Origin of the sequence: Lacrimispora sphenoides (assembly GCF_900105215.1) — a bacterium.
Classification (GTDB): domain Bacteria; phylum Bacillota; class Clostridia; order Lachnospirales; family Lachnospiraceae; genus Lacrimispora; species Lacrimispora sphenoides_A.
The window spans coordinates 1,547,668-1,567,922 of record NZ_FOIP01000001.1 but is presented as its reverse complement, the minus strand read 5'-3'; the positions used below and the strand labels follow the sequence as shown (position 1 = coordinate 1,567,922).

The following is a 20,255-nucleotide window of genomic DNA, read 5'->3' as shown; positions in this document are numbered from 1 at the left end:
TCCTCTTTTCAATGTTCTATTATGTATCCTGGGTGTCTTCCTCGGCGAAATACTCTACAGGCACTCCAAAGTGCTTTGCCAATGTCATGAGCTTGTCAAACTTTGGCTTACTACGTCCGGTCTTCCAATCTGACAAAACTGACTGAGCAATACCCGTTTCTTTTGAGACTTGATATGCTGTTTCGTTGTTTACGTCTAACAACTCCGCAAATTTTTTATACAAGTTATTTTCACCGCCTTTCTATAATAAAATATATATTGCAATTACTACGGAAATGTGATATACTCGGTTTATCAGACGAAGTAAATAACATTTCCGCAGCATACAAAGAAAGTAATACGCATTTCCTTTGTATGCTCTTATCATACTACGCATTTTCGATAAAGTCAACAGATTTTTTTCGGTTTTGCATAGTACTGTCTGCGGTTTGTGAAAGGTGGACAAATTATGTATGAAATTTTTGAGCAACTTCTACAAAAGTGTGGCGTCACAGCCTACAAAGTGTCTAAGGAAACCGGGGTCACTCAATCTACTCTTAGCGATTGGAAACGTGGCAGAAGCACACCAAAAACGGATAATATGAAAAAGATAGCGGATTATTTCGGCGTTACAGTTGATTACTTAATGACGGGGGAAGAAGCAAAAGATATCACTCCAGAAGCTTCTCGGATTGAAACCCTTGCCGCTCATTTTGAGGGGGAAGAAATCACGGATGAAGAGATGGAAGAAATCATGAACTATGTCAGGTTTGTAAAAAGCAGACGGAAGAAATAATATTGTATGGGGTTTACTACACGATGAACGATTTGGAAAAAGAAGAGCAAGAAGCGATAGACGCCGGTATACATGTTGATTACATTCCTTTTAAGTGTAAGAGCATAAAAGGATTATATTGTGATGGATCTATAGCAATTAACAGTAACGTCGAAACATGTGCTGAAAGGGCATGTATACTTGCAGAAGAATTAGGACATTATCATACGTCTTCTGGTATAATTTTAAATATGGAAAGCGCTGCCAATCAGAAACAGGAAAATTCTGCAAGGCTGTGGGCCTATAATAAAATGGTTACAATAGAAAAATTAATTTCTGCCAAGGAAGCTGGTTGCCGTAATCGATATGAGATTGCCGAACATCTTTGCGTAACAGAGTCTTTTCTCCAAGAAGCAATAGATTGTTACCATTCAAAGTATGGCCTAGGCTTTCAAAAGGGTGAATATATAATATTCTTTGAACCCTTTAATATCTATAGAATGACGGGGAGTGTAGCGAAGTAGAAGTTTTACATTAAGATTAAAATAGCCATAGGCTTTTTAATAATATTATTAAGAAAGAAGGAAATGAGTATGGGAAAAGAAAAACCAACAACAAAAATTTGTAAGCATTGCAAAACAGAGATACCTTATGGTGCAAAAATATGTCCGCAGTGCCGCAAAAAGCAAAAAGGAAAAGGAGGCTTAATTGCAATAGCTGCTGTTGTCGTGATCGGAATTATTGGCGCGGCATCAGGAGGTGGCTCTAATAAGACCCAAGCCGGACCTGCCGCAGAAGCGGGGGCTAAAGTTACAACCGCAGAAGTTACGGAAGCGGCAATTGAATATACTGCATATAGTGTGGGCGATATGATGAGTGATTTAAAAGCTAACGCCCTGAATGCAAGTGAAAAATATAAGGGCCAGTATGTGGAAATCACAGGTGAACTTAGCAATATAGACTCAGATGGAAAATATATATCTTTAACACCTTCAGATGAAACTTTTGCAATTATCGGCGTTCAGTGTTATATAAAGAATGATGATCAGAAAAGTAAGGTCGCGGGAATGACAAAAGGCGAGGCCGTTACTTTAAAAGGAAAGGTAACCCAAGTAGGCGAAGTATTAGGTTATTCACTTGAAATTACAGAAATAAATTAAATATGAAATACAAAACCGCCCGGTGCTGGAAACACCGAACGGCTTCACATAGATTTTCTCTTACCGGAATTCCGGAAAGATATAACTACCTAGTCAGTAGAATTATATCATTTTCGAAACGTCCTGGCAAGGGGCGTATTTTTTATACCAATTTTTAGAAAGGAATGATATAATAATGCCAGTATTTAAAGATGAATTACGCAAAACGTATTATGTTAAGCTATATTATACTGACTGGACAGGTCAGCGCCGCCAGAAACTTAAAAGGGGATTTGAAAAAAGCAGGGAAGCCAAAGCCTGGGAACGTGAGTTTTTAGATAAGCAGCAAGGAACGCCGGAAATGACTTTTCAGTCATTATATGATATTTATATAGATGATATGGGTCACCGCCTTAAAGTTTCCACAATGAAGCCTAAGCAGTATCTATTTATGCACCATATAGTCCCGTTCTTCAAGGATAAGCCTATTAATCAAATTACACCTGCGGACATTAGGAAGTGGCAAAACAAAGTCATGAAGGCCGGTTTGAAGGAAACATCGCAGCGGCAAATAAACAATCAGCTAAATGCTATACTTAATTATGCAGTTAAATATTATGACTTACCGAAAAATCCTTGCAAAGTTACAGGCTCAATAGGTAAAGCGAAGGCCGGCAGAGTAGATTTCTGGACACCGGAAGATTTTAACTCATTCATAGCAAAAATCAATGATATTACACTCACGGTAGCATTTAACACTTTATACTATACTGGAATGCGTTGTGGCGAGTTGTTAGCTCTAAGCATAAAGGATATAGACTTAAAAACAGGTACCATTTCAATATCAAAGACCTACCATCGGCATAATCAAAGTGATGTTATAACCTCACCTAAAACAGCGGGCAGTACCCGACTTGTAACTATACCTCCTTTTCTTACGGATTGCCTGAAGGAATTTATAGACAAGAATTATGGGATAGGACCTGAGGATAGGCTTTTTCAAATTACAAGATACAAATTAGGGATCTGTCTAAAAGAAGCCTGCGCTTCTTCCGGTATCAAACAAATACGCATTCACGACATCCGCCACAGCCATGTTTCCCTACTAATTGATATGGGATTCTCTCCCTATCTTATAGCAGAGCGTATAGGGGACTCTGTCGATATGGTAAACAATATTTACGGACACTTATACCCTAATAAGCATAGTGAGGTCGCAAGTAAATTGCAGGATTTAGTATCAAATTAGTATCACGGAAGATTTATAAGTCCAAGTTTTCCTTTATTTATAATGATTCCCAATAAGTTTTTTACTTTTCTCTTACAAATCAAAAAACGACAAAATAACAGGTGCACAATTTGCATTAATCTAGTATAATATCTGTATATTGGAATACAACCGCTTTTGCAAAGGAGGAAATATATGGGAACTACAGACAACAGTTTCTTGCTTAGAATCCAGCAGGGTCAAAGGGAAACGGAAAAGCTCATGAGCCAGAAGCAGTATAACATGGCTATGATCAAAGCCCGGCAAACCCTGGAATATATGGTAAATTATCTTGGAGAAAGGGCTCTGATTGTGGAAGGCGATCTGGCGGACAGCATAGACCAGCTATTTGAAGGACGCTTTATTTCTCAGTCTGCCAAAGACCACTATCACAGGATCCGCGTGCTGGGAAACAAGGCAGTTCACGAAGGAGATGACAGTCCCTATGATGCCAACGAGGCCTTTCAGCTTCTGTCTCAGGAAGTCAATACCTTTGCAAACTCTCATAATAGAGGAAGCCAGGGGGGAACCCCAATCAATAAACGTCCTACGGACGTTAGGACCATGTCCTCCACTCCCCGGAATAATCCTCCTCGAACCAGCGCTCCAAGAAATGAATTCCAGGGAACAGGAAATCAAAGAAGCAGCGGCGCAAGGACTGCGCCTTTAAGTACCCAGGAGCATTCTGGCAGCACCGGGCGCACTGGATCAAGACCGGACGGGACAAGGCCCGGACAAAGGCCGGCCCAGAGAAACGTTTCCAGAAGCGGCCAGAGGCCCGCTTCAAACAGCAGAAGCCGGAGGCGTTCCAAGAAGAAAGGTTTTGATCCGTACGAACTGCTGAAACCAGCCCTCATCTTTTTGGTTCTTCTTGTACTTGTCCTGATCATCGTAAAGGTGATCCCAGGAAAGAATTCAAAAAAAGAGCCAACAACTACCGAAACGACTGCTGAGGTAACTACCGAAGCCATGACAAGTGCCGAAACTTCCGCAGAGCCTACGGAACCAGAGACAGAAGCGCCTAAAATTTATACCACCAAAAGCAAGCTTAATGTCCGCTCAGAGCCTTCTACCGACGGTGCCAAGCTTGGAAGCCTTGCTTCCGGTACAGTAGTGGAATATGTCAAAACTTATGACGACAAATGGACGGTTATTATGTTTGAAGGAACAGAGGCTTATGTTGCCACCGAATTCCTGACCGAATCGGAAAGCGAGACAGGAACGGACGCTGGGGAGTCTACCTCCGCCGCGGAGAATACAGCAACAACAACAGCCGCAACCCCGTAAAGAAACCGTTAAGAAATAGCGAAGAAACCAGGGAAAATTTTCCCTGATCTTCGCTTTTTTCTATTGACCATGCATAGCTACAGCCCTATTGTCGTAATCTATATTTATGTTAAAACTATATTAATATTGGGTTTTTTACTAACATCCTATGGAATTTTTTTAAAATTGTAGTATCATTATAAATCAAGCACTATATTTTTTTTAAAAATTATTACAAAAAGGAGGGCTCGGTATGGATACTGTAATCGAGAAGATATCCGAGATTGAATCGGCAGCGGCATCTATTATGAATGATGCCAATGAGCGCAAAAAGGCGTTTGCCGAAGATTTGGAAGAACAGACCGCTGAATTTGATGCACAGCTGGAAGAAGAAACCAGTAAAAAGATTGAAGAACTGCAGGCTGGCATGGAAATCAGTATGAATAATCGTCTGGAAAAACAGCGAAGCGATTCCGAAAAGGTCCTTAAAGCCATGGAACAGCGTTACGAAGATCATCATACTCAATATGTGGAGAAACTATTCAATACTATGATAAAGGAGTGATCCAATGGGAGACTTACTATCCTATAGCGGCATTACAACCAAAGTAAGAGCCATGGAGAGCCATCTGATCACCGACAGTCAGTTCCGCGAAATGGCTGCCCTTGAAACCGTTTCTGATGCAGAGGAATATTTAAGACGTCTTCCGGCCTATGAAGGACTGTTTGCTAACCTGGAGGGTGTAGTGCTCCACCGGGGGGCCATCGAACAGCGTCTGATCCTTTCTCTGTACCAGGATTATGCAAAGCTCTACCGGTTCGCCAATTTAACCCAACGTAAGTTCCTTGACCTGTATTTTATGCACTTTGAAATTGATATCCTGAAGAAATGCTTCCGCAATGCTATGGGTAAGAACCGATTAGATATCGATCTCTCTGTATTCCAGGACTTTTTTGAGAAGCATTCCCGGCTGGATTTAATTAAGCTGTCATCAACCACGGACTTAAAAGAGTTTATAGCCAACCTGGAAGGTTCGATCTATTATGACCTGCTGTCTCACTTAGACGACAGGGAACAGCCTACCTTGTTTGATTATGAGGTCCACTTAGATCTTCTGTACTTTAAGACCATTTGGAAGGTCATGGGAAAATATCTTACAAGTAAGGAACAGGACCTTCTCAAACGCTGCTTTGGCTGCAAGCTGGATTTACTTAATATCCAATGGATTTACCGATCAAAAAAATATTATCATCTGCAGCCTGCCGATATTTATACCCTTCTTATCCCCTTCAATTATCATTTGAATAAGGAGCAGATTGGTAAACTGGCAGAAACAGCTACACTGGAAGAGTTCTATTCTGTACTAAAGAATACCTTTTATGGACGGAAATCAGATCTGGAAGCCGCAGACATGCCGGACTTGGAACACATTACACTGGAAATACTGGACAAAATATACCGTTCTTCCAGCCGGCAGAATCCGTATTCCATTGCTACGCTGAATTCTTATCTTTATTTTAAGGAGGAAGAAATTCAAAAGATTATCACCCTCATAGAGAGCATCCGTTACCGCGTAAGCCCGGATGAAATCATCTCCTATGTAGTAAAAATGTAAAGGGGGTTGTTTTTTCGTGATAGAAAAGATGAAATTCTTAAGTATCACCGGACCTAAGGACGATATTGACCGGGTCATCGATACGTATTTATCCAAATATGAAATTCATTTGGAAAATGCCCTGTCAGAATTAAAAACGGTGAAAGACTTGAGGCCATATATTGAAACAAATCCATACAAAGACGCCTACCAATGTGCCATAGAACTGGCGGAATTACTTCCGCCGGGTGGTCAGACTGGCAGCCGAAAAAAGATTCCCATTCAACAGGCAGCCGGAATTGTCAAAGAGATTGGGGAGCAGGTAAAGGAGCTTACGGCAAAGGAAGAGGCCATTATATCCGAGCTAAATTCCTATCAGCAGTCCCTGGATCGAATCCTTCCATTTACCGGACTTAACTATGATTTAAGCTCCATCCTTCAGTTTAAGTACATTAAATTTCGTTTTGGACGAATATCCCATGAGTATTACAACAAATTTGTAAGCTATGTATATGATACCATTGATACGGTCCTTTATAAATGCCGTGAGGATAACGAATATGTCTGGCTGGTTTATTTTGTGCCGGAAAGCATCTCTAACCAGATTGACGCTATTTATGCCTCCATGCGTTTTGAACGCTACTTTTTACCAGACGAATACAAGGGCACGCCTTTAGACGCCATTCATTTTCTGGAAGATAAGATAAGCGCTCTCCAGTCTGATATTGACGGCATACGAAAGCAGATGTCCGAATTGCTGGAATCCAGGCAGGAGGAGTTATTGACGGCACTGGATAAGCTTGAGGTATTTTCTACCAACTTTAACGTGAGAAAATTGGCCGCATGCACCAAACAGAAAGTAAACACCTTTTATATCCTTTGCGGCTGGATGAGCAACCGGGATGCGGCCGCCTTTCAGAAAGAAATCTCTAACGATGAAAAAACTTTCTGTATCGTGGAGGATGATCATAACAAAATTTTGAGCAAACCTCCCACCAAGCTTCATAATCCCAGGCTTTTTAAGCCCTTTGAGATGTTTATACAGATGTACGGCCTGCCGGAATACAATGAGATCGATCCCACCATATTGATTGGCATCACCTATTCCTTCCTCTTTGGCTTTATGTTCGGGGATGTGGGACAGGGAATATGCCTTCTGCTTGGAGGGCTGCTCCTCTACCAGCTGAAAAAGATAAATCTGGCGGCGATTATATCCTGTTGCGGTATTTTTTCAACCATTTTTGGTTTCCTGTTCGGCAGTGTTTTTGGATTTGAAAATATCATACAGGCCGTCTGGCTCCGTCCTCTGGAGCATATGACTAACCTGCCGTTTATAGGGAGACTGAATACCGTATTTATCGTAGCGGTTTCCATTGGTATGGGAATTATTTTGTTGACCATGGTCCTAAACATCATAAACAGCATCCGCTTTCATGATCCGGAAAAGACTCTGTTTGACACAAACGGTGCGGCAGGACTTATCTTCTATGCAAGCCTTGTGCTCACCATCGTCCTATACATGACAAATAATCCCATTCCGGCTGCCATACTCCTTGTTATCATGTTTGGCATCCCGCTGATCGTCATGTTCTTTAAGGAACCTCTCACCAACCTGGTGGAAAAGAAAGCGCAGATCATGCCAAAGGAAAAGGGCATGTTTGTGGTTCAGGGTTTCTTTGAACTGTTTGAAGTGCTTTTAAGCTATTTTTCCAACACCCTTTCCTTTGTCCGTGTAGGGGCTTTTGCTGTCAGCCACGCGGCCATGATGGAGGTTGTCCTTATGCTGTCCGGTGTGGAAGCAGGAAACCCTAACTGGCTGGTCGTTATTCTTGGCAACTTATTCGTCTGCGGCATGGAAGGCCTGATCGTTGGAATCCAGGTTCTGCGTCTGGAATATTACGAATTATTCAGCCGTTTCTATCGTGGAACCGGCCGTGCATTTAAACCATACGGGAAGAAAATTTAAAAACCAAAACGGAGGTAATATTATGTCAACCTTAGTAAAAATTACATTAGCAATTGCATTAACCTTAAGTATCGCCCTGCCCTTCGGAGCCTTTGCCATGGGCGCAAAAACAAAGGGCCGCTATAAAACTGCTCTTGGTATCAACACCCTTTTATTTTTCGGAACCTTAATCGTATCCAGTGTATTGATGTTTAACGGCCAGGCTGCTGCTGCGGAAAGCGCCGCTGCCAGCACTGGAAGCATTGCCGGAATGGGTTACTTAGCAGCTGCCCTTTCCACAGGTCTTGCCTGCATCGGCGGCGGTATTGCCGTTTCCGCTGCTGCCAGCGCCGCTCTCGGTGCCATCAGCGAGGATGGTTCCATACTTGGTAAATCACTGATCTTCGTAGGGCTTGCCGAAGGCGTTTGTCTGTATGGCTTGATCATATCTTTCATGATCTTAGGTAAGCTCTAATCCATGAAAATGTATTTGATCAGCGACAACGTGGACACTTGGACCGGCATGAGATTAGCCGGAGTTGAGGGCGCTGTCGTTCATGAAAAGGCTGAACTGAAACGTGAACTGGATAAAGTCCTGGCCGATAAGGAGATTGGGATCATTCTCCTGACGGAAAAGTTCGGAAAAGAGTTTCCGGACATCATCAATGATGTGAAGTTAAACCGCAAACTTCCATTGATCATAGAAATCCCTGACCGCCATGGTACCGGCCGCAAGCCGAACTTTATCACAGATTATGTTAATGAAGCCATCGGATTAAAACTATAAGAAAGAGGTGGTCATCTTGACGACTGAGGAAAAATTACAGCATTTCCTGGGATTTTGCATGGAAGATGCCAGAACCCGCAGTGCAAAGATGCTTGATGAATATACAGCTGCCTTGGAGCAGACCTTTTTAGAGCATCAGGAAGATGCAAAGCGAAGGGCTGCACACCAGGTAGCTTTGGAAAGCGAACGAATCGAGCGGGAAATCAACAAAAAGCTTTCCCTGGAACAGATCGGCATGAAACGGGTTTTTGGAAAAAAACAGGATGAGCTGAAAGATAAGCTGTTTTCGGAGCTTCGGGATAAACTGGCCACATTTATGGGATCCCCCGAATATACAAAGCTTTTGGAAAAGCAGATACGGGAAGCCAAGGCCCTGGCAGGAAAGGAATTCATCACCATTTACATCGATCCTGCAGATGAAGAGAAGATCAATGAACTGGCAATTTCAGGCAGCTCTGACATCCAGGTGAGCGAATACTCCTTTCTGGGAGGAACACGGGCTGTTATCCCTTCCAGGCACATTTTAATCGACAATTCATTTCAAACCAAGCTGGCGGAGGCAAAACGCGACTTCCGCTTTGATGTAAAGGATCTGATGGGAGGTACGGCTAATGACTAATACAGGCACCATTTCCGGCATTAACGGCCCTGTCATTTATTTAAAGGGTGATTCCGGATTCCGAATGAATGAAATGGTCTATGTAGGCGAAGACCACTTAGTCGGTGAGGTCATCGGCCTTACAGACCGCCGCACCATTGTCCAGGTATATGAGGAAACCAGCGGCTTAAAACCGGGAGGGACGGTCACTTCCTCCGGCTTCCCCGTATCCGTCACACTGGCCCCAGGCATTTTAAATAATATCTTTGACGGAATTGAGCGCCCTTTAAGCGAGATCGCAAAGACCGGAGGGGCATATATTGACCGGGGAATTCATGTGGATTCCCTTGACGGCGAGAAGCTCTGGAAGACCCACATAACAGTTAAAAAAGGAGATCATCTCTTACCAGGTACCATCATTGCCGAAGTTCCTGAAACCCCGGCCATCGTCCATAAGGTTATGATTCCCCCTGATTTGGAAGGCTATGTTCTTGACGTAGTGGAGGATGGTACCTATACCATATCCGATCCCCTGCTGACCCTACAGCTTTTAGACGGGTCCGAAAAGAAAATCACCATGACCCAGAAGTGGCCCATCCGAGTACCAAGGCCTATATTAAAGAGATATCCGGCTGGAAAGCCTCTTATCACCGGGCAGAGGATCATTGATACCCTGTTTCCTCTTGCTAAGGGAGGTACCGCATGTATCCCCGGCGGTTTTGGTACAGGAAAAACCATGACCCAGCACCAGATCGCCAAGTGGTCTGATGCGGATATTATCATATATATTGGCTGCGGGGAACGTGGCAACGAGATGACCCAGGTGCTTGAGGAGTTCTCTGAGCTTGTTGACCCCCGTTCCGGTAATCCTCTGATGGACCGGACCACACTGATCGCCAATACTTCAAACATGCCCGTAGCCGCCCGTGAAGCCAGCCTTTACTCCGGCCTTACCCTGGCGGAATACTACCGGGATATGGGATATCATGTGGCAATCATGGCGGACTCCACCTCTAGGTGGGCCGAGGCCTTAAGAGAGTTGTCCGGTCGTCTGGAAGAGATGCCTGCGGAAGAAGGTTTCCCGGCTTATTTGGCCTCCCGTCTATCAGCCTTCTATGAAAGGGCCGGGATGATTCAGAACATGAACGGAACCGAAGGCTCCGTTACCATCATCGGTGCTGTATCCCCTCAGGGAGGCGACTTCTCCGAGCCGGTAACCCAGAACACCAAGCGTTTTGTCCGCTGCTTCTGGGGCCTGGACAGAAACCTTGCAAACGAACGCCACTTCCCGGCCATTCACTGGCTCAGCAGTTATTCTGAATATCTGACTGATCTGGCGCCCTGGTACGTGGAAAACGTGGATAAGAAGTTCGTGGACTACAGAAACCGTCTGGTCTTCCTGCTGACCCAGGAAAGCAGCCTGATGGAGATCGTAAAGCTGATCGGCGGAGACATGCTTCCCGATGACCAGAAGCTCATACTGGAAATATCAAAGGTGATCAGGATCGGATTTTTACAGCAGAACGCATTCCATAAGGACGATACCTGTGTCCCAATGGAAAAACAGTTTAAAATGATGGATCTAATTCTTTATTTATACAAGAAATCCCGTTCCCTCGTTTCCATGGGAATGCCTATGTCCGTATTAAAAGAGGATCCGATCTTTGATAAGATCATTTCCATTAAATATGATGTACCTAACGACAGACTTGATATGTTTGATGACTATAAAAAGCAGGTAGATGCCTTCTATGATTCCGTCATCGAACGCAATGCATAGGGAGGAGGCAGGCTATGGCAATCGAATATTTAGGACTTAGTGCAATCAACGGTCCATTAGTTGTTTTAGAAGGCGTCCAGAATGCTGCTTTCGACGAAATCGTGGAAATGACCGTAGAAAAAAAGACAAAGAAGCTGGGACGTATCATTGAGGTTTACGAGGATAAGGCGATCATCCAGGTGTTTGAAGGAACCGATGGGCTTGCCTTAAGAAATGTTCACACCCGCCTCACCGGACACCCTATGGAGCTTGCGGTGTCCGAAGACATGCTGGGACGCACCTTTAATGGCATCGGAGAGCCTATTGACGGGCTTGGAGACATCAACTCCGATATCTGGCTGGACATTAACGGAAAACCCTTAAATCCTGTTACCAGAGAATACCCAAGAGATTATATCCGTACCGGAATCTCAGCCATCGACGGGCTGATGACTCTGATCCGGGGCCAAAAGCTCCCCATCTTCTCCGGAAACGGCCTTCCTCATGACGAACTGGCAGCCCAGATCGTACAGCAGGCCTCCCTGGGAGATGACGCACTTTCCAGCGAAAAATTCGCTGTGGTATTTGCTGCCATGGGTGTAAAATACGATGTGGCCGACTTCTTCCGCCGTACCTTTGAGGAAAGCGGCGTTTCCGACCACGTGGCCATGTTCATCAACCTGGCAAACGACCCTGTGGTGGAACGTCTGATCACACCAAAGGTGGCTCTTACACTGGCGGAATACCTGGCTTTTGAAAAGGGAATGCACATACTTGTTATTTTGACCGATATGACAGCCTATGCGGAGGCTCTCCGTGAGGTTTCTTCCTCAAAGGGGGAAATTCCTTCCAGAAAAGGCTATCCCGGATATTTATACAGCGAGCTGGCATCCCTTTATGAACGGGCCGGCATCGTAAAGGGGCGGCATGGCTCCGTGACCCAGATTCCCATACTGACCATGCCAAACGATGACATCACCCACCCCATCCCAGACCTTACGGGATATATTACGGAAGGGCAGATCGTTCTGGACCGCAGTTTGTACGGCCAGTCCGTTTATCCTCCTATTAACGTCCTTCCTTCCTTAAGCCGTCTGATGAAGGACGGAATTGGTGAAGGCTTTACAAGAGCAGATCATCAGGGCCTGGCAAACCAGCTATTCTCCTGTTATGCTAAAGTAGGAGATGCCAGAGCTCTGGCATCGGTCATCGGAGAAGATGAACTATCCCCTATTGATAAAATGTATCTGGTTTTCGGCAAGGAATTTGAAGGCCGGTTTGTTGGGCAGGGAAATCATGCCAACCGGAATATCATCGAAACCCTGAGCATCGGCTGGGAGCTTTTAGGGCTTCTTCCAAGAGCCGAGCTGGACCGTATCGACACCAAGGTATTAGACCAGTATTACAAGCCTACCACCCTTGACGGATCGGAAGAATAGGAGGGATATCCATGAATCCCAATACATTTCCCACCAAGGGGAATTTAATCCTTGCGAAAAGCTCCCTGGCGTTAGCCAGACAGGGCTATGAACTGATGGATAAAAAACGGAACATCCTCATCAAGGAATTGATGAGCCTGATTGATGAAGCAAAAGGCATTCAGTCGGAAATCGATGTCACCTTCACTTCCGCTTACAAGGCCCTGCAAAAGGCCAACATAGAGCTGGGAATCAACTATGTGCAGGATATTGCCATGGCGGTTCCTGTGGACAGTTCAGTACGAATTAAGACCAGGAGTATCATGGGAACGGAAATCCCACTGGTAGAGCATGATGAAATGCCTTTAAACCTGACTTATGCCTATTATAACACCAGGGAATCTCTGGACGAAGCCCGTTGCCAGTTTGAGAAGGTGAAGAAGCTGACGGTAAAGCTTTCCATGGTAGAGAATTCCGCCTACCGTCTGGCAAACAGCATCAAAAGGACCCAGAAACGGGCCAACGCCTTAAAGAATATTACGATTCCCAGGTATGAGACGCTGACCAGGAATATTACCAATTCACTGGAAGAAAAGGACAGGGAAGAGTTTACCAGGCTTAAGGTGATTAAGAGGAATAAGAATGGAATTTAGCGGCTGGTTACAACGAACGAGGTATGTATCTGAAATCAGAAAGTTTTATTAGCCATAAGGATCGAAGACGGGAATAACAGATGTTAGTTTCCCGTCTCCGATCCATTTTTAATTTTTTTCATAAAAAAACCATAAAAAATGAACCAAATGGTAATTCTATGACTCTTATTATCAGATGCATCTAAAAAAGGAAAGGAAACAGGTTATGATGGAAGGAAAAAAGGCTTTGGTGGAAAGCATGATAGATGGCAGCGAAGCAGCATTTGACGAACTATACCGTTCCTATTCCGGAAAGCTATACCGTATGGCGTATTTTATTACCGGCAACCAAAGTGACAGTGAGGACATTTTACAGGAGACCTTTGTTAAATGCTTTCTTCATAAGTCAAAACTGAAACAAGCGGAGCGCTTTGAGCCGTGGCTGTATCAAATTCTGGTCAGGACAGCCTGGCGGCTTGAACGAAGGAAAAAAGGGAGGTCTGAAATATCTTATGAAGGTATTTTAGAAAATGAGGAGGAGAAAAAGAGTGCGGAGTACATCCGGGAAGACAAGAAAGCAGATGGACCATTAGAATCCGTTTTAGAGGCAGAGACAGCAAAAGAAATCCAGGCAGCACTCATCCATCTGGATATAAAATACCGTACTGTGGTTCTTCTGTACTATTATAATGAATTGAGCACCAGAGAGATTGCCCACATTACAGGAACCATCGAAGGGACGGTAAAATCCCGTCTGCATAAAGCACGAAAACTGCTGAAGGATTTATTGAAAGCTGACGGCACTGAAAAAACAGAAATGGAAAGGGGCATTTGCCATGGATAGCTTTAGGGATGACAAATTAAAGCAAATAATAAAGTCCGAGCTGGATCGGGTAACGCCGGATGCGCAGGCAGAGAATCGTTGTCTAAGAGAAATTTATAAAAAAATAGAAATGAGGAGTAGAATTATGAAATTTAATAAAAAGAGAATGGTGGCCGCGTTGGCCGCAGTGTGTACAATAACGGTAATGGGAACTGTCACGGCGATTGCAGGCGGTAAAATTACAGGCTTGTTTAGCTCTACTTCCCGGGACGAAATGGTCCATTCAAAAGCTGAGCTGATTCAATTAGCTGAACGCCAGATGGGGACCACTCCAAAGATAGTAGATACCTTTTCAAATGGTATTTCCTTTAATGAAGGCTCTATTACTAAGGTGGAAGGAAGGGATGAGAATCAGAATCCATTGATTACCTACCCGGAACTCTATGCCGGCTATGGGGAAAACAATCGCGTGGGACTTGACATTCATGAAAATCAGGATATGATTCCTCAGGGATCCTCTACGGTGATAAAGCATGAAGTTTATCAGGATATCACATTAGAAGCTCATGAAGATGACTATCTGTTTTTACCGCCAGATGCAAAACCATCAGAGGAAGATTCAAAGCTGGAGGAAGAGGGAAAGCTGATGATCAGCTATGGAAGCAGCGAAGAAGAGCGCAAGGTATACCGTTATGTAAACTGGAGTGAAAACGGTATGAAGTATACTCTCAGTTCCTCTGATGATTTGAGCTGTGATGATTTAATTGGTATGGCGAAGGAAGTTATAGACGTAAAGTAGCCCGTAACAACCAGTACATTAAACGCACTTAGAAACCATAAGGATCGGAGACGGAAACACAACTGTGTTGTTTCCCGTCTCCGATCCTTTCTTTCCAACTCCCTTTGATAAGCTTCAATACTGTCAAAACACTTCCCTACCGCGCCATCAAGGTAAACACCCTTGCTTCATTGTCCGCCTTGATCACTGGCATAGGCAGTCCCGCATACATCAGTGCTGCCCCGGAAAGCTTTATGCCAAGCTCCTGAATTTCATACACCGTCTGTTCTTCAAGCCCCCTCAGCTTTAAGTAAATGATTCCCTTATTCGCTCCGGAAACTCTCTGTACATATCCTACGACCGCCTCTTTTTTATCTTGGGAGACCGACATAAACGCCCCATACTCCCGCTCTCTTTCCGGGTTCGTCAGCCGGTAATAGTCTCCATGGGCGGATACAAGTCCGTGTTCCTGATAGTATTTTACCTGTCTGCGGACCGCTTCCTGTTCTTCCTCTGATATGTCATTTAAATCCAGCTCATACCCAAAGGTCCCGAAATAGGCAAGAGCCGCTCTAGTATCAATGGAAACCGTTCTTCCCGTCTGCTGGTTGGGACACTCTGAAACATGGGAGCCCATGGCAAAAGGCGGATAGATCATGGAAGTTCCGTACTGAATGTGAATCCTTTCTACCGCATCCGTATCATCGGAGCACCAGATCTGGGGCATGTAGTAAAGAACTCCCATATCAAACCTTCCTCCGCCTCCGCTGCAGCCTTCAAACCGCACGTTTGGAAAAGCCTTTGTCATCTTATCCATCAGCTTGTAAAGGCCCAGCACATACCTGTGGCAAACCTCTCCCTGCCTATGTGCCGGTAGGGCCTGAGAAAAACGGTCCGTCATGCTTCGGTTCATATCCCACTTGATGTAGTCAATCTGTGCATCCTTAAATTCCTCATAAAGCTGATGAAAAATAGCCTCCACCACTTCATCCCTGCTGAAATCCAGGATCAGCTGATATCTCTGGCGGGTTGGTTTTCTTCCTGGAATCCGGATACACCAGTCCGGATGCTCCTCATAAAGCCTGGAATCCTCATTGACCATTTCCGGTTCGATCCAAATGCCGAACTTTAACCCCATATTGTGAATTCTTGCAGAAAATCCGGATATTCCGCTTGGCAGCTTACTTAAGTTGCACTGCCAGTCTCCAAGGCCCCTGTATTCATCGGTCCTTCTTCCAAACCAGCCGTCATCCATGACAAACATCTCAACCCCCAGTTCCTTTGCTTTTCCAGCAATGTTCACCAGCATTTCTTCGTCAAAATCAATCATGGTAGCCTCCCAGTTATTGATGAGAACCGGGCACCTCTCATTGACAAACTGGCCGGGAATCAGATGATGCTTTACTGCCCGGTGGAAATTGTGGCTCATTTTGGACAGGCCCTGGGAACTATAGGTCATGACTGCTTCCGGTGTTTCAAATACGCTGCCTTTTGTAAGCTCCCAGTAAAAAGTTTCCGGGTTGATACCTGCCACAAGTCTGGTCTGCTTAAAATCGTTGACCTCTGTCGTGATTGCAAAGTTTCCGCTGTAAACCAGGGCAACTCCATAACAATCTCCTCCATCCTCTGTTGCCTCAGGGCTGCAGAGAATGGCCGAAGGGTTCTGATAATGGCTGGAGATGCCTCTGGCGCTGTCCACTGTGATCTTCCCATGTCTTACGGAAGTTCTCTCCGCACACCGCTCATGGCCCCAACTTCCATAGAAACTGATCATATCCATCTGATCCGTAGGGAAAGAAATACAGGTGGAATGAGCAGCATTGGCAAACACGGTCTTTTCTCCTGCATTCTTAATCCTGGCGCACCTGGTAATGATGTCATACTCTTCCAGAACGCCGTAAACAAGAGTCACCTCCACCTGGGAATAAGGGTCCCTCATCAGAACCTCCAGAGTCTGCCAGGTACCGCCGTTATTCCGCAAGGATGGCATTTCATGTAAGCGGTATTTTCCTTCTGATACCTTATGTGATACATACCTTAAATCAATGCAGTTAGAGCCATCCCCATTGATCACGCTGACTGCAGAAACCCGGAAGTCTGAAACTCCAAACCCCGGATATTCCTGTTCCAGTACATCCAGGCAGATGGTCCTGTCCTTTTCCGACTCATAGGGATTGGCTTCAAACCCATGACGGATTCTCACAGGAAGATAATCCGCTGCATCGGATATCTTTTTTCCATAGTAAAGATGCTCTAAAAATCCATATTCCGCCACCCGGAACTGGTAGCTTGAATTCTTCGTATTTAATAAGAATACCTTTTTGTCCTCAATATATTTTACACTCATTATAAACCTCAATCTTTCAAAAAATTTTAGAAAGAAAGCGGAAGTCTCATCCGATTCCCGCTTTTCTTATCTGAACCATATTTAGTTAATCTTCAATTACTTGATCGCGCTGTCCACCATACCCTGGATAAAGTATTTCTGTAAAAACAGGAATACCGCAACCATGGGAAGGATTCCAATAAAGGCCGCAGCAGCCGCTCCATTGACATTGGCTGAGTCTGCAGAAAAGAAGCCTGCAATGGCCAGTGTAATGGTCTTAATCCTGGGGGACTGAAGCAGATACAAAGCAAACTGGTAATTATTCCAGCAGTTCACACCGGTGATTATGATAACAGAAGCTGTTACCGGCTTTAGCTGAGGCATAATGATCCTGAAAAATGTCTGGAACGGTCCGCAGCCGTCAATTGCCGCTGCTTCCTCAAGAGCCACCGGTATGCTGGTTATAAAGCTTGAAAACAAAAAGATGCTGGTGGGAAGCTGGAAGGTGATCAAAGTCACGATCATGCCCCAGTAGGAATTGATTCCCTGAATTTTAGCCATAAAGGAATATAAGGGAACCAGAATGCTTAAGGGGGGAATCATCATGACACCCATAATGAACCCTTTTACCAGGTTGTTAAGCCTGCTCTTATTTCTCGCGAGAGGATAAGCCGCCATAGCTCCGATGACCACAATAAAAAGAATTGACATACCGCTTATGATCACAGTATTTTTAAGGGCCAAAAGCATTCCTCCCCGCTCCAGTGCGGTGTAAATATTTTTTAAGTAAAGGTATCCTGGAAAGACCCACCTTGAGGAATGATCATAAGGGGATTTAAACGCAATGGCAACCACCATATAAATGGGAACAAAGTGGATTGCAATGATGATGAGAGCCAGTACATATTTCCAGGCATTGGAAACCCTTGATTCTTTCATTACACATCCACCTCCTTCTTGTCAAAATACCCCATGACCACATTGCTGATGATCATAATCAGCAGGAATGTGAAAATTCCGATTGCAGAAGCATATCCTGCGGACTGGGCCGAAAAATACTGGTTTGTGACCAGGGTGGAAAGGGAATGGGTACTGAATCCCGGTCCGCCGCTTGTAAGCGCCATAACCAGGTCAAATAGCTTTAATCCTCCGATCAGGTTTAAGATGGTAGAGGAAGAAATGGCTGGCATCAGCAGCGGAATGGTAATGTGCTTAAACCGCTCCCAGAAGGTGGCTCCGTCAATCATAGCAGCTTCATAATACATGGTGGGCACATTCTGTAGCCCTGCCAGATAGATGACCATGGCAACGCCCACAAACTGCAGGGAGTTTACCAAAACAATGATCCGGATGGCGGTTCCTGAATGGACCAGTAAATCCACCGGCTCCATATGGAGGGCGATCAAAATATCATTGACCGCGCCTCCGTCATACTGAAAGAAGAAATACATGATGTAACCCATAATCAGCGGAGCAATCATAACCGGCATGTAGATAATCGTTCTGACAATGGAACGTCCCTTAAACTTTGTATTTAAAAATAACGCGTAGCCAAGGCCTAAGATGTTCTGGATCACGGTACTCATTACACCGTAAATAAGGGTATTGACCAGTGCTGTCTTTACATTTGCATCCTGAAACAATCTGGTGTAATTCTTAATTCCAACAAATTTCATCGTCTGGGAATACCCATTCCAGTTGGTAAAGGACAGCCGGATACCCTGGATAAACGGATATATCACAAAAACAAGAAACAATATCACTGCCGGAATATAAAACAGATTGATTACTGATTTATTTTGAATCTTCATGTTTACTCCTGTGCTTTCTTTTCCTCATAGCTTGTTTTCATCTGATCCACTGCAACGGTAAGGGAATCTGCCTGTCCTGAAACAATGGCTGCTCCTGTTACGCAGAGGTCGTTCCACATACCGCTTGGCAGATATTTTCTGTCAAAATACGGAATATTTAAAATGGAACTGTCATTTGCATATTTATCATAGTAAGGAGCCAGTCTTCCCGTATCACTTACCACATTGTCAAGTCCGGAAGGCATACCGCATTTGGTTGCAAGGTAAGAGCTGATGTCCTCACGGGCAAGGAATTCCATAAACTGTTTTACTTCCTCGGGATGCTTTGTGGTCTTTGACATGCCCACTGCAAAGTGCTCCCCTGTCATCAGGGACTGTTTTAACCCTTCTTCTCTGGCAGGAAGAGGCATAAAGCCCATTTTTGTATCCTGATTCTGAACGTAGGTTTCTGTGATTCCGCTGGCTGCGGTAAACATGAAAGCTGCCTTATCGGCCGCAAGAGCCTTAATACCGGTCATGAAATCTGCTGTAACGGCATCTGTATTGAAATATCCCTTTTGTCTCCAGGAATCAATCTGATTTACAACCGTATTCCATTTGCTCCAGTCAAAGCTGCCGTCTAAAAGGGCTGCCTGATTGGCTTCATCCTCATTTGTAATCAGGGTAGGTGCCACAAAATCCATCATATTTCCCATGGTGTAGCTGTCTTTTCCGCCAAGCTGGATGGGGGTCAGTCCTGCTGCCTTGATCTTCTCGCAGGCTGCCTCAAAATCAGCCCAGTTTTTGATGTCATCTACATTCACACCGGCTTCTTCCAGCACATTTTCGTTATAGATCATTCCGGTTAAATCCATATCAATTGGAAGTGTGTATAAGTTTCCTTCCCCATCTGTGATCTGTTCCTTAATGCTTGGGGATATATGAGATGCAAACTCAAAATCATTTAATGGAGATAAATACTCCGCATATCTTGCAACTGCCCAGCCATGGGTTGTCCACGCATCCGGAAGCTGATTGGAAGCCATTCTGGTTTTCAAGATATCGGAAAAATTGCTGCCTGGCATGACTGCTTCCACGCCGATTCCGGTTTCTTCTGTAAACTGTTTGCAGACATCCTGAATGGCATCGCTGACTGACTCGCCGTTTAAGTTATATAAAAATTCAATGGTAACGCCTGTGGAGGCTACTGCATTTTCCTTGGTTTCTTTCTCTTTTACCGTTTCTGTCGCTGTGGTAGTCTCCACAGGTTCCTGGGGTGCCTTGGAACAGCCTATTACGCTGATCGCAATGAGACCTGCCAGTGAGGCAAGTGCTAACTTCTTCATAATAATTCTCCCTTACATTTATATTAGTTTTT

The 20,255-nt window shown here is 44.5% G+C and carries 21 protein-coding genes; 16 read left to right on the top strand and 5 right to left on the bottom strand.

All coding sequences use genetic code 11. From position 1 onward, the window contains the following. Positions 1 to 19: 19 nt before the first annotated feature. A complete protein-coding gene (locus tag BMW45_RS07130) occupies positions 20 to 223 on the bottom strand; it encodes a helix-turn-helix domain-containing protein (RefSeq protein ID WP_092241679.1) in 204 nt (67 codons plus the stop codon). A gap of 225 nt (positions 224 to 448) precedes the next feature. Here BMW45_RS07130 and BMW45_RS28825 point away from each other — a divergent pair, with 225 nt between their 5' ends. The 16 genes from BMW45_RS28825 (at position 449) to BMW45_RS07050 (ending at position 14,782) form a co-directional block, all read left to right on the top strand. After that, complete coding sequence (locus BMW45_RS28825) at positions 449 to 775, top strand: helix-turn-helix domain-containing protein (protein WP_092241677.1); 327 nt, start codon at positions 449 to 451, stop codon at positions 773 to 775. 23 nt (positions 776 to 798) lie between these two features. Then, positions 799 to 1,278 (top strand): ImmA/IrrE family metallo-endopeptidase, encoded by a 480-nt coding sequence (locus BMW45_RS07120; RefSeq protein WP_092246258.1) that lies wholly within the window; start codon positions 799 to 801, stop codon positions 1,276 to 1,278. Positions 1,279 to 1,347: 69 nt separating this feature from the next. After that, positions 1,348 to 1,914, top strand: coding sequence for an OB-fold protein (locus BMW45_RS07115; RefSeq protein ID WP_092241675.1), 567 nt, complete (start codon positions 1,348 to 1,350; stop codon positions 1,912 to 1,914). A 175-nt stretch (positions 1,915 to 2,089) separates the two neighbouring features. Then, a complete protein-coding gene (locus tag BMW45_RS07110) occupies positions 2,090 to 3,142 on the top strand; it encodes a site-specific integrase (RefSeq protein WP_092241673.1) in 1,053 nt (350 codons plus the stop codon). 174 nt (positions 3,143 to 3,316) lie between these two features. After that, the gene (locus BMW45_RS07105; RefSeq protein ID WP_092241671.1) at positions 3,317 to 4,447 is read left to right on the top strand and encodes an SH3 domain-containing protein; all 1,131 of its coding nucleotides are present in this window, start codon (positions 3,317 to 3,319) and stop codon (positions 4,445 to 4,447) included. Positions 4,448 to 4,679: 232 nt separating this feature from the next. Beyond that, positions 4,680 to 4,991 carry an ATPase gene (locus tag BMW45_RS07100; RefSeq protein ID WP_092241669.1) on the top strand — a complete coding sequence of 104 codons (312 nt, stop codon included), beginning with the start codon at positions 4,680 to 4,682 and terminating at the stop codon, positions 4,989 to 4,991. Between the two features lie 4 nt (positions 4,992 to 4,995). Beyond that, the gene (locus BMW45_RS07095; RefSeq protein ID WP_092241667.1) at positions 4,996 to 6,042 is read left to right on the top strand and encodes a V0D/AC39 family V-type ATPase subunit; all 1,047 of its coding nucleotides are present in this window, start codon (positions 4,996 to 4,998) and stop codon (positions 6,040 to 6,042) included. Between the two features lie 16 nt (positions 6,043 to 6,058). Next, entirely contained in the window at positions 6,059 to 7,987 is a 1,929-nt protein-coding gene (locus BMW45_RS07090; RefSeq protein WP_092241665.1) for a V-type ATP synthase subunit I, read from the top strand. A gap of 22 nt (positions 7,988 to 8,009) precedes the next feature. Then, on the top strand, positions 8,010 to 8,441 hold the full coding sequence (locus BMW45_RS07085; protein ID WP_025230562.1) for an ATP synthase subunit C: 432 nt from the start codon (positions 8,010 to 8,012) through the stop codon (positions 8,439 to 8,441). Positions 8,442 to 8,444: 3 nt separating this feature from the next. Then, complete coding sequence (locus BMW45_RS07080) at positions 8,445 to 8,753, top strand: V-type ATP synthase subunit F (protein ID WP_025230563.1); 309 nt, start codon at positions 8,445 to 8,447, stop codon at positions 8,751 to 8,753. Between the two features lie 16 nt (positions 8,754 to 8,769). After that, a complete protein-coding gene (locus BMW45_RS07075) occupies positions 8,770 to 9,372 on the top strand; it encodes a V-type ATP synthase subunit E (RefSeq protein WP_025230564.1) in 603 nt (200 codons plus the stop codon). Next, the gene (locus tag BMW45_RS07070; RefSeq protein WP_092241663.1) at positions 9,365 to 11,131 is read left to right on the top strand and encodes a V-type ATP synthase subunit A; all 1,767 of its coding nucleotides are present in this window, start codon (positions 9,365 to 9,367) and stop codon (positions 11,129 to 11,131) included. The genes BMW45_RS07075 and BMW45_RS07070 overlap by 8 nt, the downstream gene beginning before the upstream one ends. Positions 11,132 to 11,145: 14 nt before the next feature. Continuing rightward, the gene (locus BMW45_RS07065; protein WP_025230566.1) at positions 11,146 to 12,549 is read left to right on the top strand and encodes a V-type ATP synthase subunit B; all 1,404 of its coding nucleotides are present in this window, start codon (positions 11,146 to 11,148) and stop codon (positions 12,547 to 12,549) included. A gap of 11 nt (positions 12,550 to 12,560) precedes the next feature. Beyond that, positions 12,561 to 13,181, top strand: coding sequence for a V-type ATP synthase subunit D (locus tag BMW45_RS07060; RefSeq protein WP_025230567.1), 621 nt, complete (start codon positions 12,561 to 12,563; stop codon positions 13,179 to 13,181). 205 nt (positions 13,182 to 13,386) lie between these two features. Further along, a complete protein-coding gene (locus tag BMW45_RS07055) occupies positions 13,387 to 14,004 on the top strand; it encodes an RNA polymerase sigma factor (RefSeq protein ID WP_092241660.1) in 618 nt (205 codons plus the stop codon). 124 nt (positions 14,005 to 14,128) lie between these two features. Next, entirely contained in the window at positions 14,129 to 14,782 is a 654-nt protein-coding gene (locus BMW45_RS07050; RefSeq protein ID WP_092241657.1) for a hypothetical protein, read from the top strand. A gap of 136 nt (positions 14,783 to 14,918) precedes the next feature. Here BMW45_RS07050 and BMW45_RS07045 read toward each other — a convergent pair whose 3' ends face one another. The 4 genes from BMW45_RS07045 to BMW45_RS07030 form a co-directional block, all read right to left on the bottom strand. Continuing rightward, the gene (locus BMW45_RS07045) at positions 14,919 to 17,108 is read right to left on the bottom strand and encodes an alpha-galactosidase (RefSeq protein ID WP_092241655.1); all 2,190 of its coding nucleotides are present in this window, start codon (positions 17,106 to 17,108) and stop codon (positions 14,919 to 14,921) included. A 96-nt stretch (positions 17,109 to 17,204) separates the two neighbouring features. After that, positions 17,205 to 18,026, bottom strand: a complete 822-nt coding sequence (locus BMW45_RS07040) for a carbohydrate ABC transporter permease (protein ID WP_092241653.1) — start codon at positions 18,024 to 18,026, stop codon at positions 17,205 to 17,207. Then, the gene (locus BMW45_RS07035) at positions 18,026 to 18,898 is read right to left on the bottom strand and encodes a carbohydrate ABC transporter permease (protein WP_092241651.1); all 873 of its coding nucleotides are present in this window, start codon (positions 18,896 to 18,898) and stop codon (positions 18,026 to 18,028) included. The genes BMW45_RS07040 and BMW45_RS07035 overlap by 1 nt, the downstream gene beginning before the upstream one ends. A 2-nt stretch (positions 18,899 to 18,900) precedes the next feature. Continuing rightward, positions 18,901 to 20,223, bottom strand: coding sequence for an ABC transporter substrate-binding protein (locus BMW45_RS07030; RefSeq protein ID WP_092241649.1), 1,323 nt, complete (start codon positions 20,221 to 20,223; stop codon positions 18,901 to 18,903). Positions 20,224 to 20,255 lie beyond the last annotated feature (32 nt).

Coding starts and splice junctions, on each gene's coding strand:
- BMW45_RS28825 (WP_092241677.1), top strand. CDS start 449: ATGTATGAAATTTTTGAGCAACTTCTACAAAAGTGTGGCGTCACAGCC.
- BMW45_RS07120 (WP_092246258.1), top strand. CDS start 799: ATGAACGATTTGGAAAAAGAAGAGCAAGAAGCGATAGACGCCGGTATA.
- BMW45_RS07115 (WP_092241675.1), top strand. CDS start 1,348: ATGGGAAAAGAAAAACCAACAACAAAAATTTGTAAGCATTGCAAAACA.
- BMW45_RS07110 (WP_092241673.1), top strand. CDS start 2,090: ATGCCAGTATTTAAAGATGAATTACGCAAAACGTATTATGTTAAGCTA.
- BMW45_RS07105 (WP_092241671.1), top strand. CDS start 3,317: ATGGGAACTACAGACAACAGTTTCTTGCTTAGAATCCAGCAGGGTCAA.
- BMW45_RS07100 (WP_092241669.1), top strand. CDS start 4,680: ATGGATACTGTAATCGAGAAGATATCCGAGATTGAATCGGCAGCGGCA.
- BMW45_RS07095 (WP_092241667.1), top strand. CDS start 4,996: ATGGGAGACTTACTATCCTATAGCGGCATTACAACCAAAGTAAGAGCC.
- BMW45_RS07085 (WP_025230562.1), top strand. CDS start 8,010: ATGTCAACCTTAGTAAAAATTACATTAGCAATTGCATTAACCTTAAGT.
- BMW45_RS07080 (WP_025230563.1), top strand. CDS start 8,445: ATGAAAATGTATTTGATCAGCGACAACGTGGACACTTGGACCGGCATG.
- BMW45_RS07070 (WP_092241663.1), top strand. CDS start 9,365: ATGACTAATACAGGCACCATTTCCGGCATTAACGGCCCTGTCATTTAT.
- BMW45_RS07065 (WP_025230566.1), top strand. CDS start 11,146: ATGGCAATCGAATATTTAGGACTTAGTGCAATCAACGGTCCATTAGTT.
- BMW45_RS07060 (WP_025230567.1), top strand. CDS start 12,561: ATGAATCCCAATACATTTCCCACCAAGGGGAATTTAATCCTTGCGAAA.
- BMW45_RS07055 (WP_092241660.1), top strand. CDS start 13,387: ATGATGGAAGGAAAAAAGGCTTTGGTGGAAAGCATGATAGATGGCAGC.
- BMW45_RS07050 (WP_092241657.1), top strand. CDS start 14,129: ATGAAATTTAATAAAAAGAGAATGGTGGCCGCGTTGGCCGCAGTGTGT.
- BMW45_RS07045 (WP_092241655.1), bottom strand. CDS start 17,108: ATGAGTGTAAAATATATTGAGGACAAAAAGGTATTCTTATTAAATACG.
- BMW45_RS07040 (WP_092241653.1), bottom strand. CDS start 18,026: ATGAAAGAATCAAGGGTTTCCAATGCCTGGAAATATGTACTGGCTCTC.
- BMW45_RS07035 (WP_092241651.1), bottom strand. CDS start 18,898: ATGAAGATTCAAAATAAATCAGTAATCAATCTGTTTTATATTCCGGCA.
- BMW45_RS07030 (WP_092241649.1), bottom strand. CDS start 20,223: ATGAAGAAGTTAGCACTTGCCTCACTGGCAGGTCTCATTGCGATCAGC.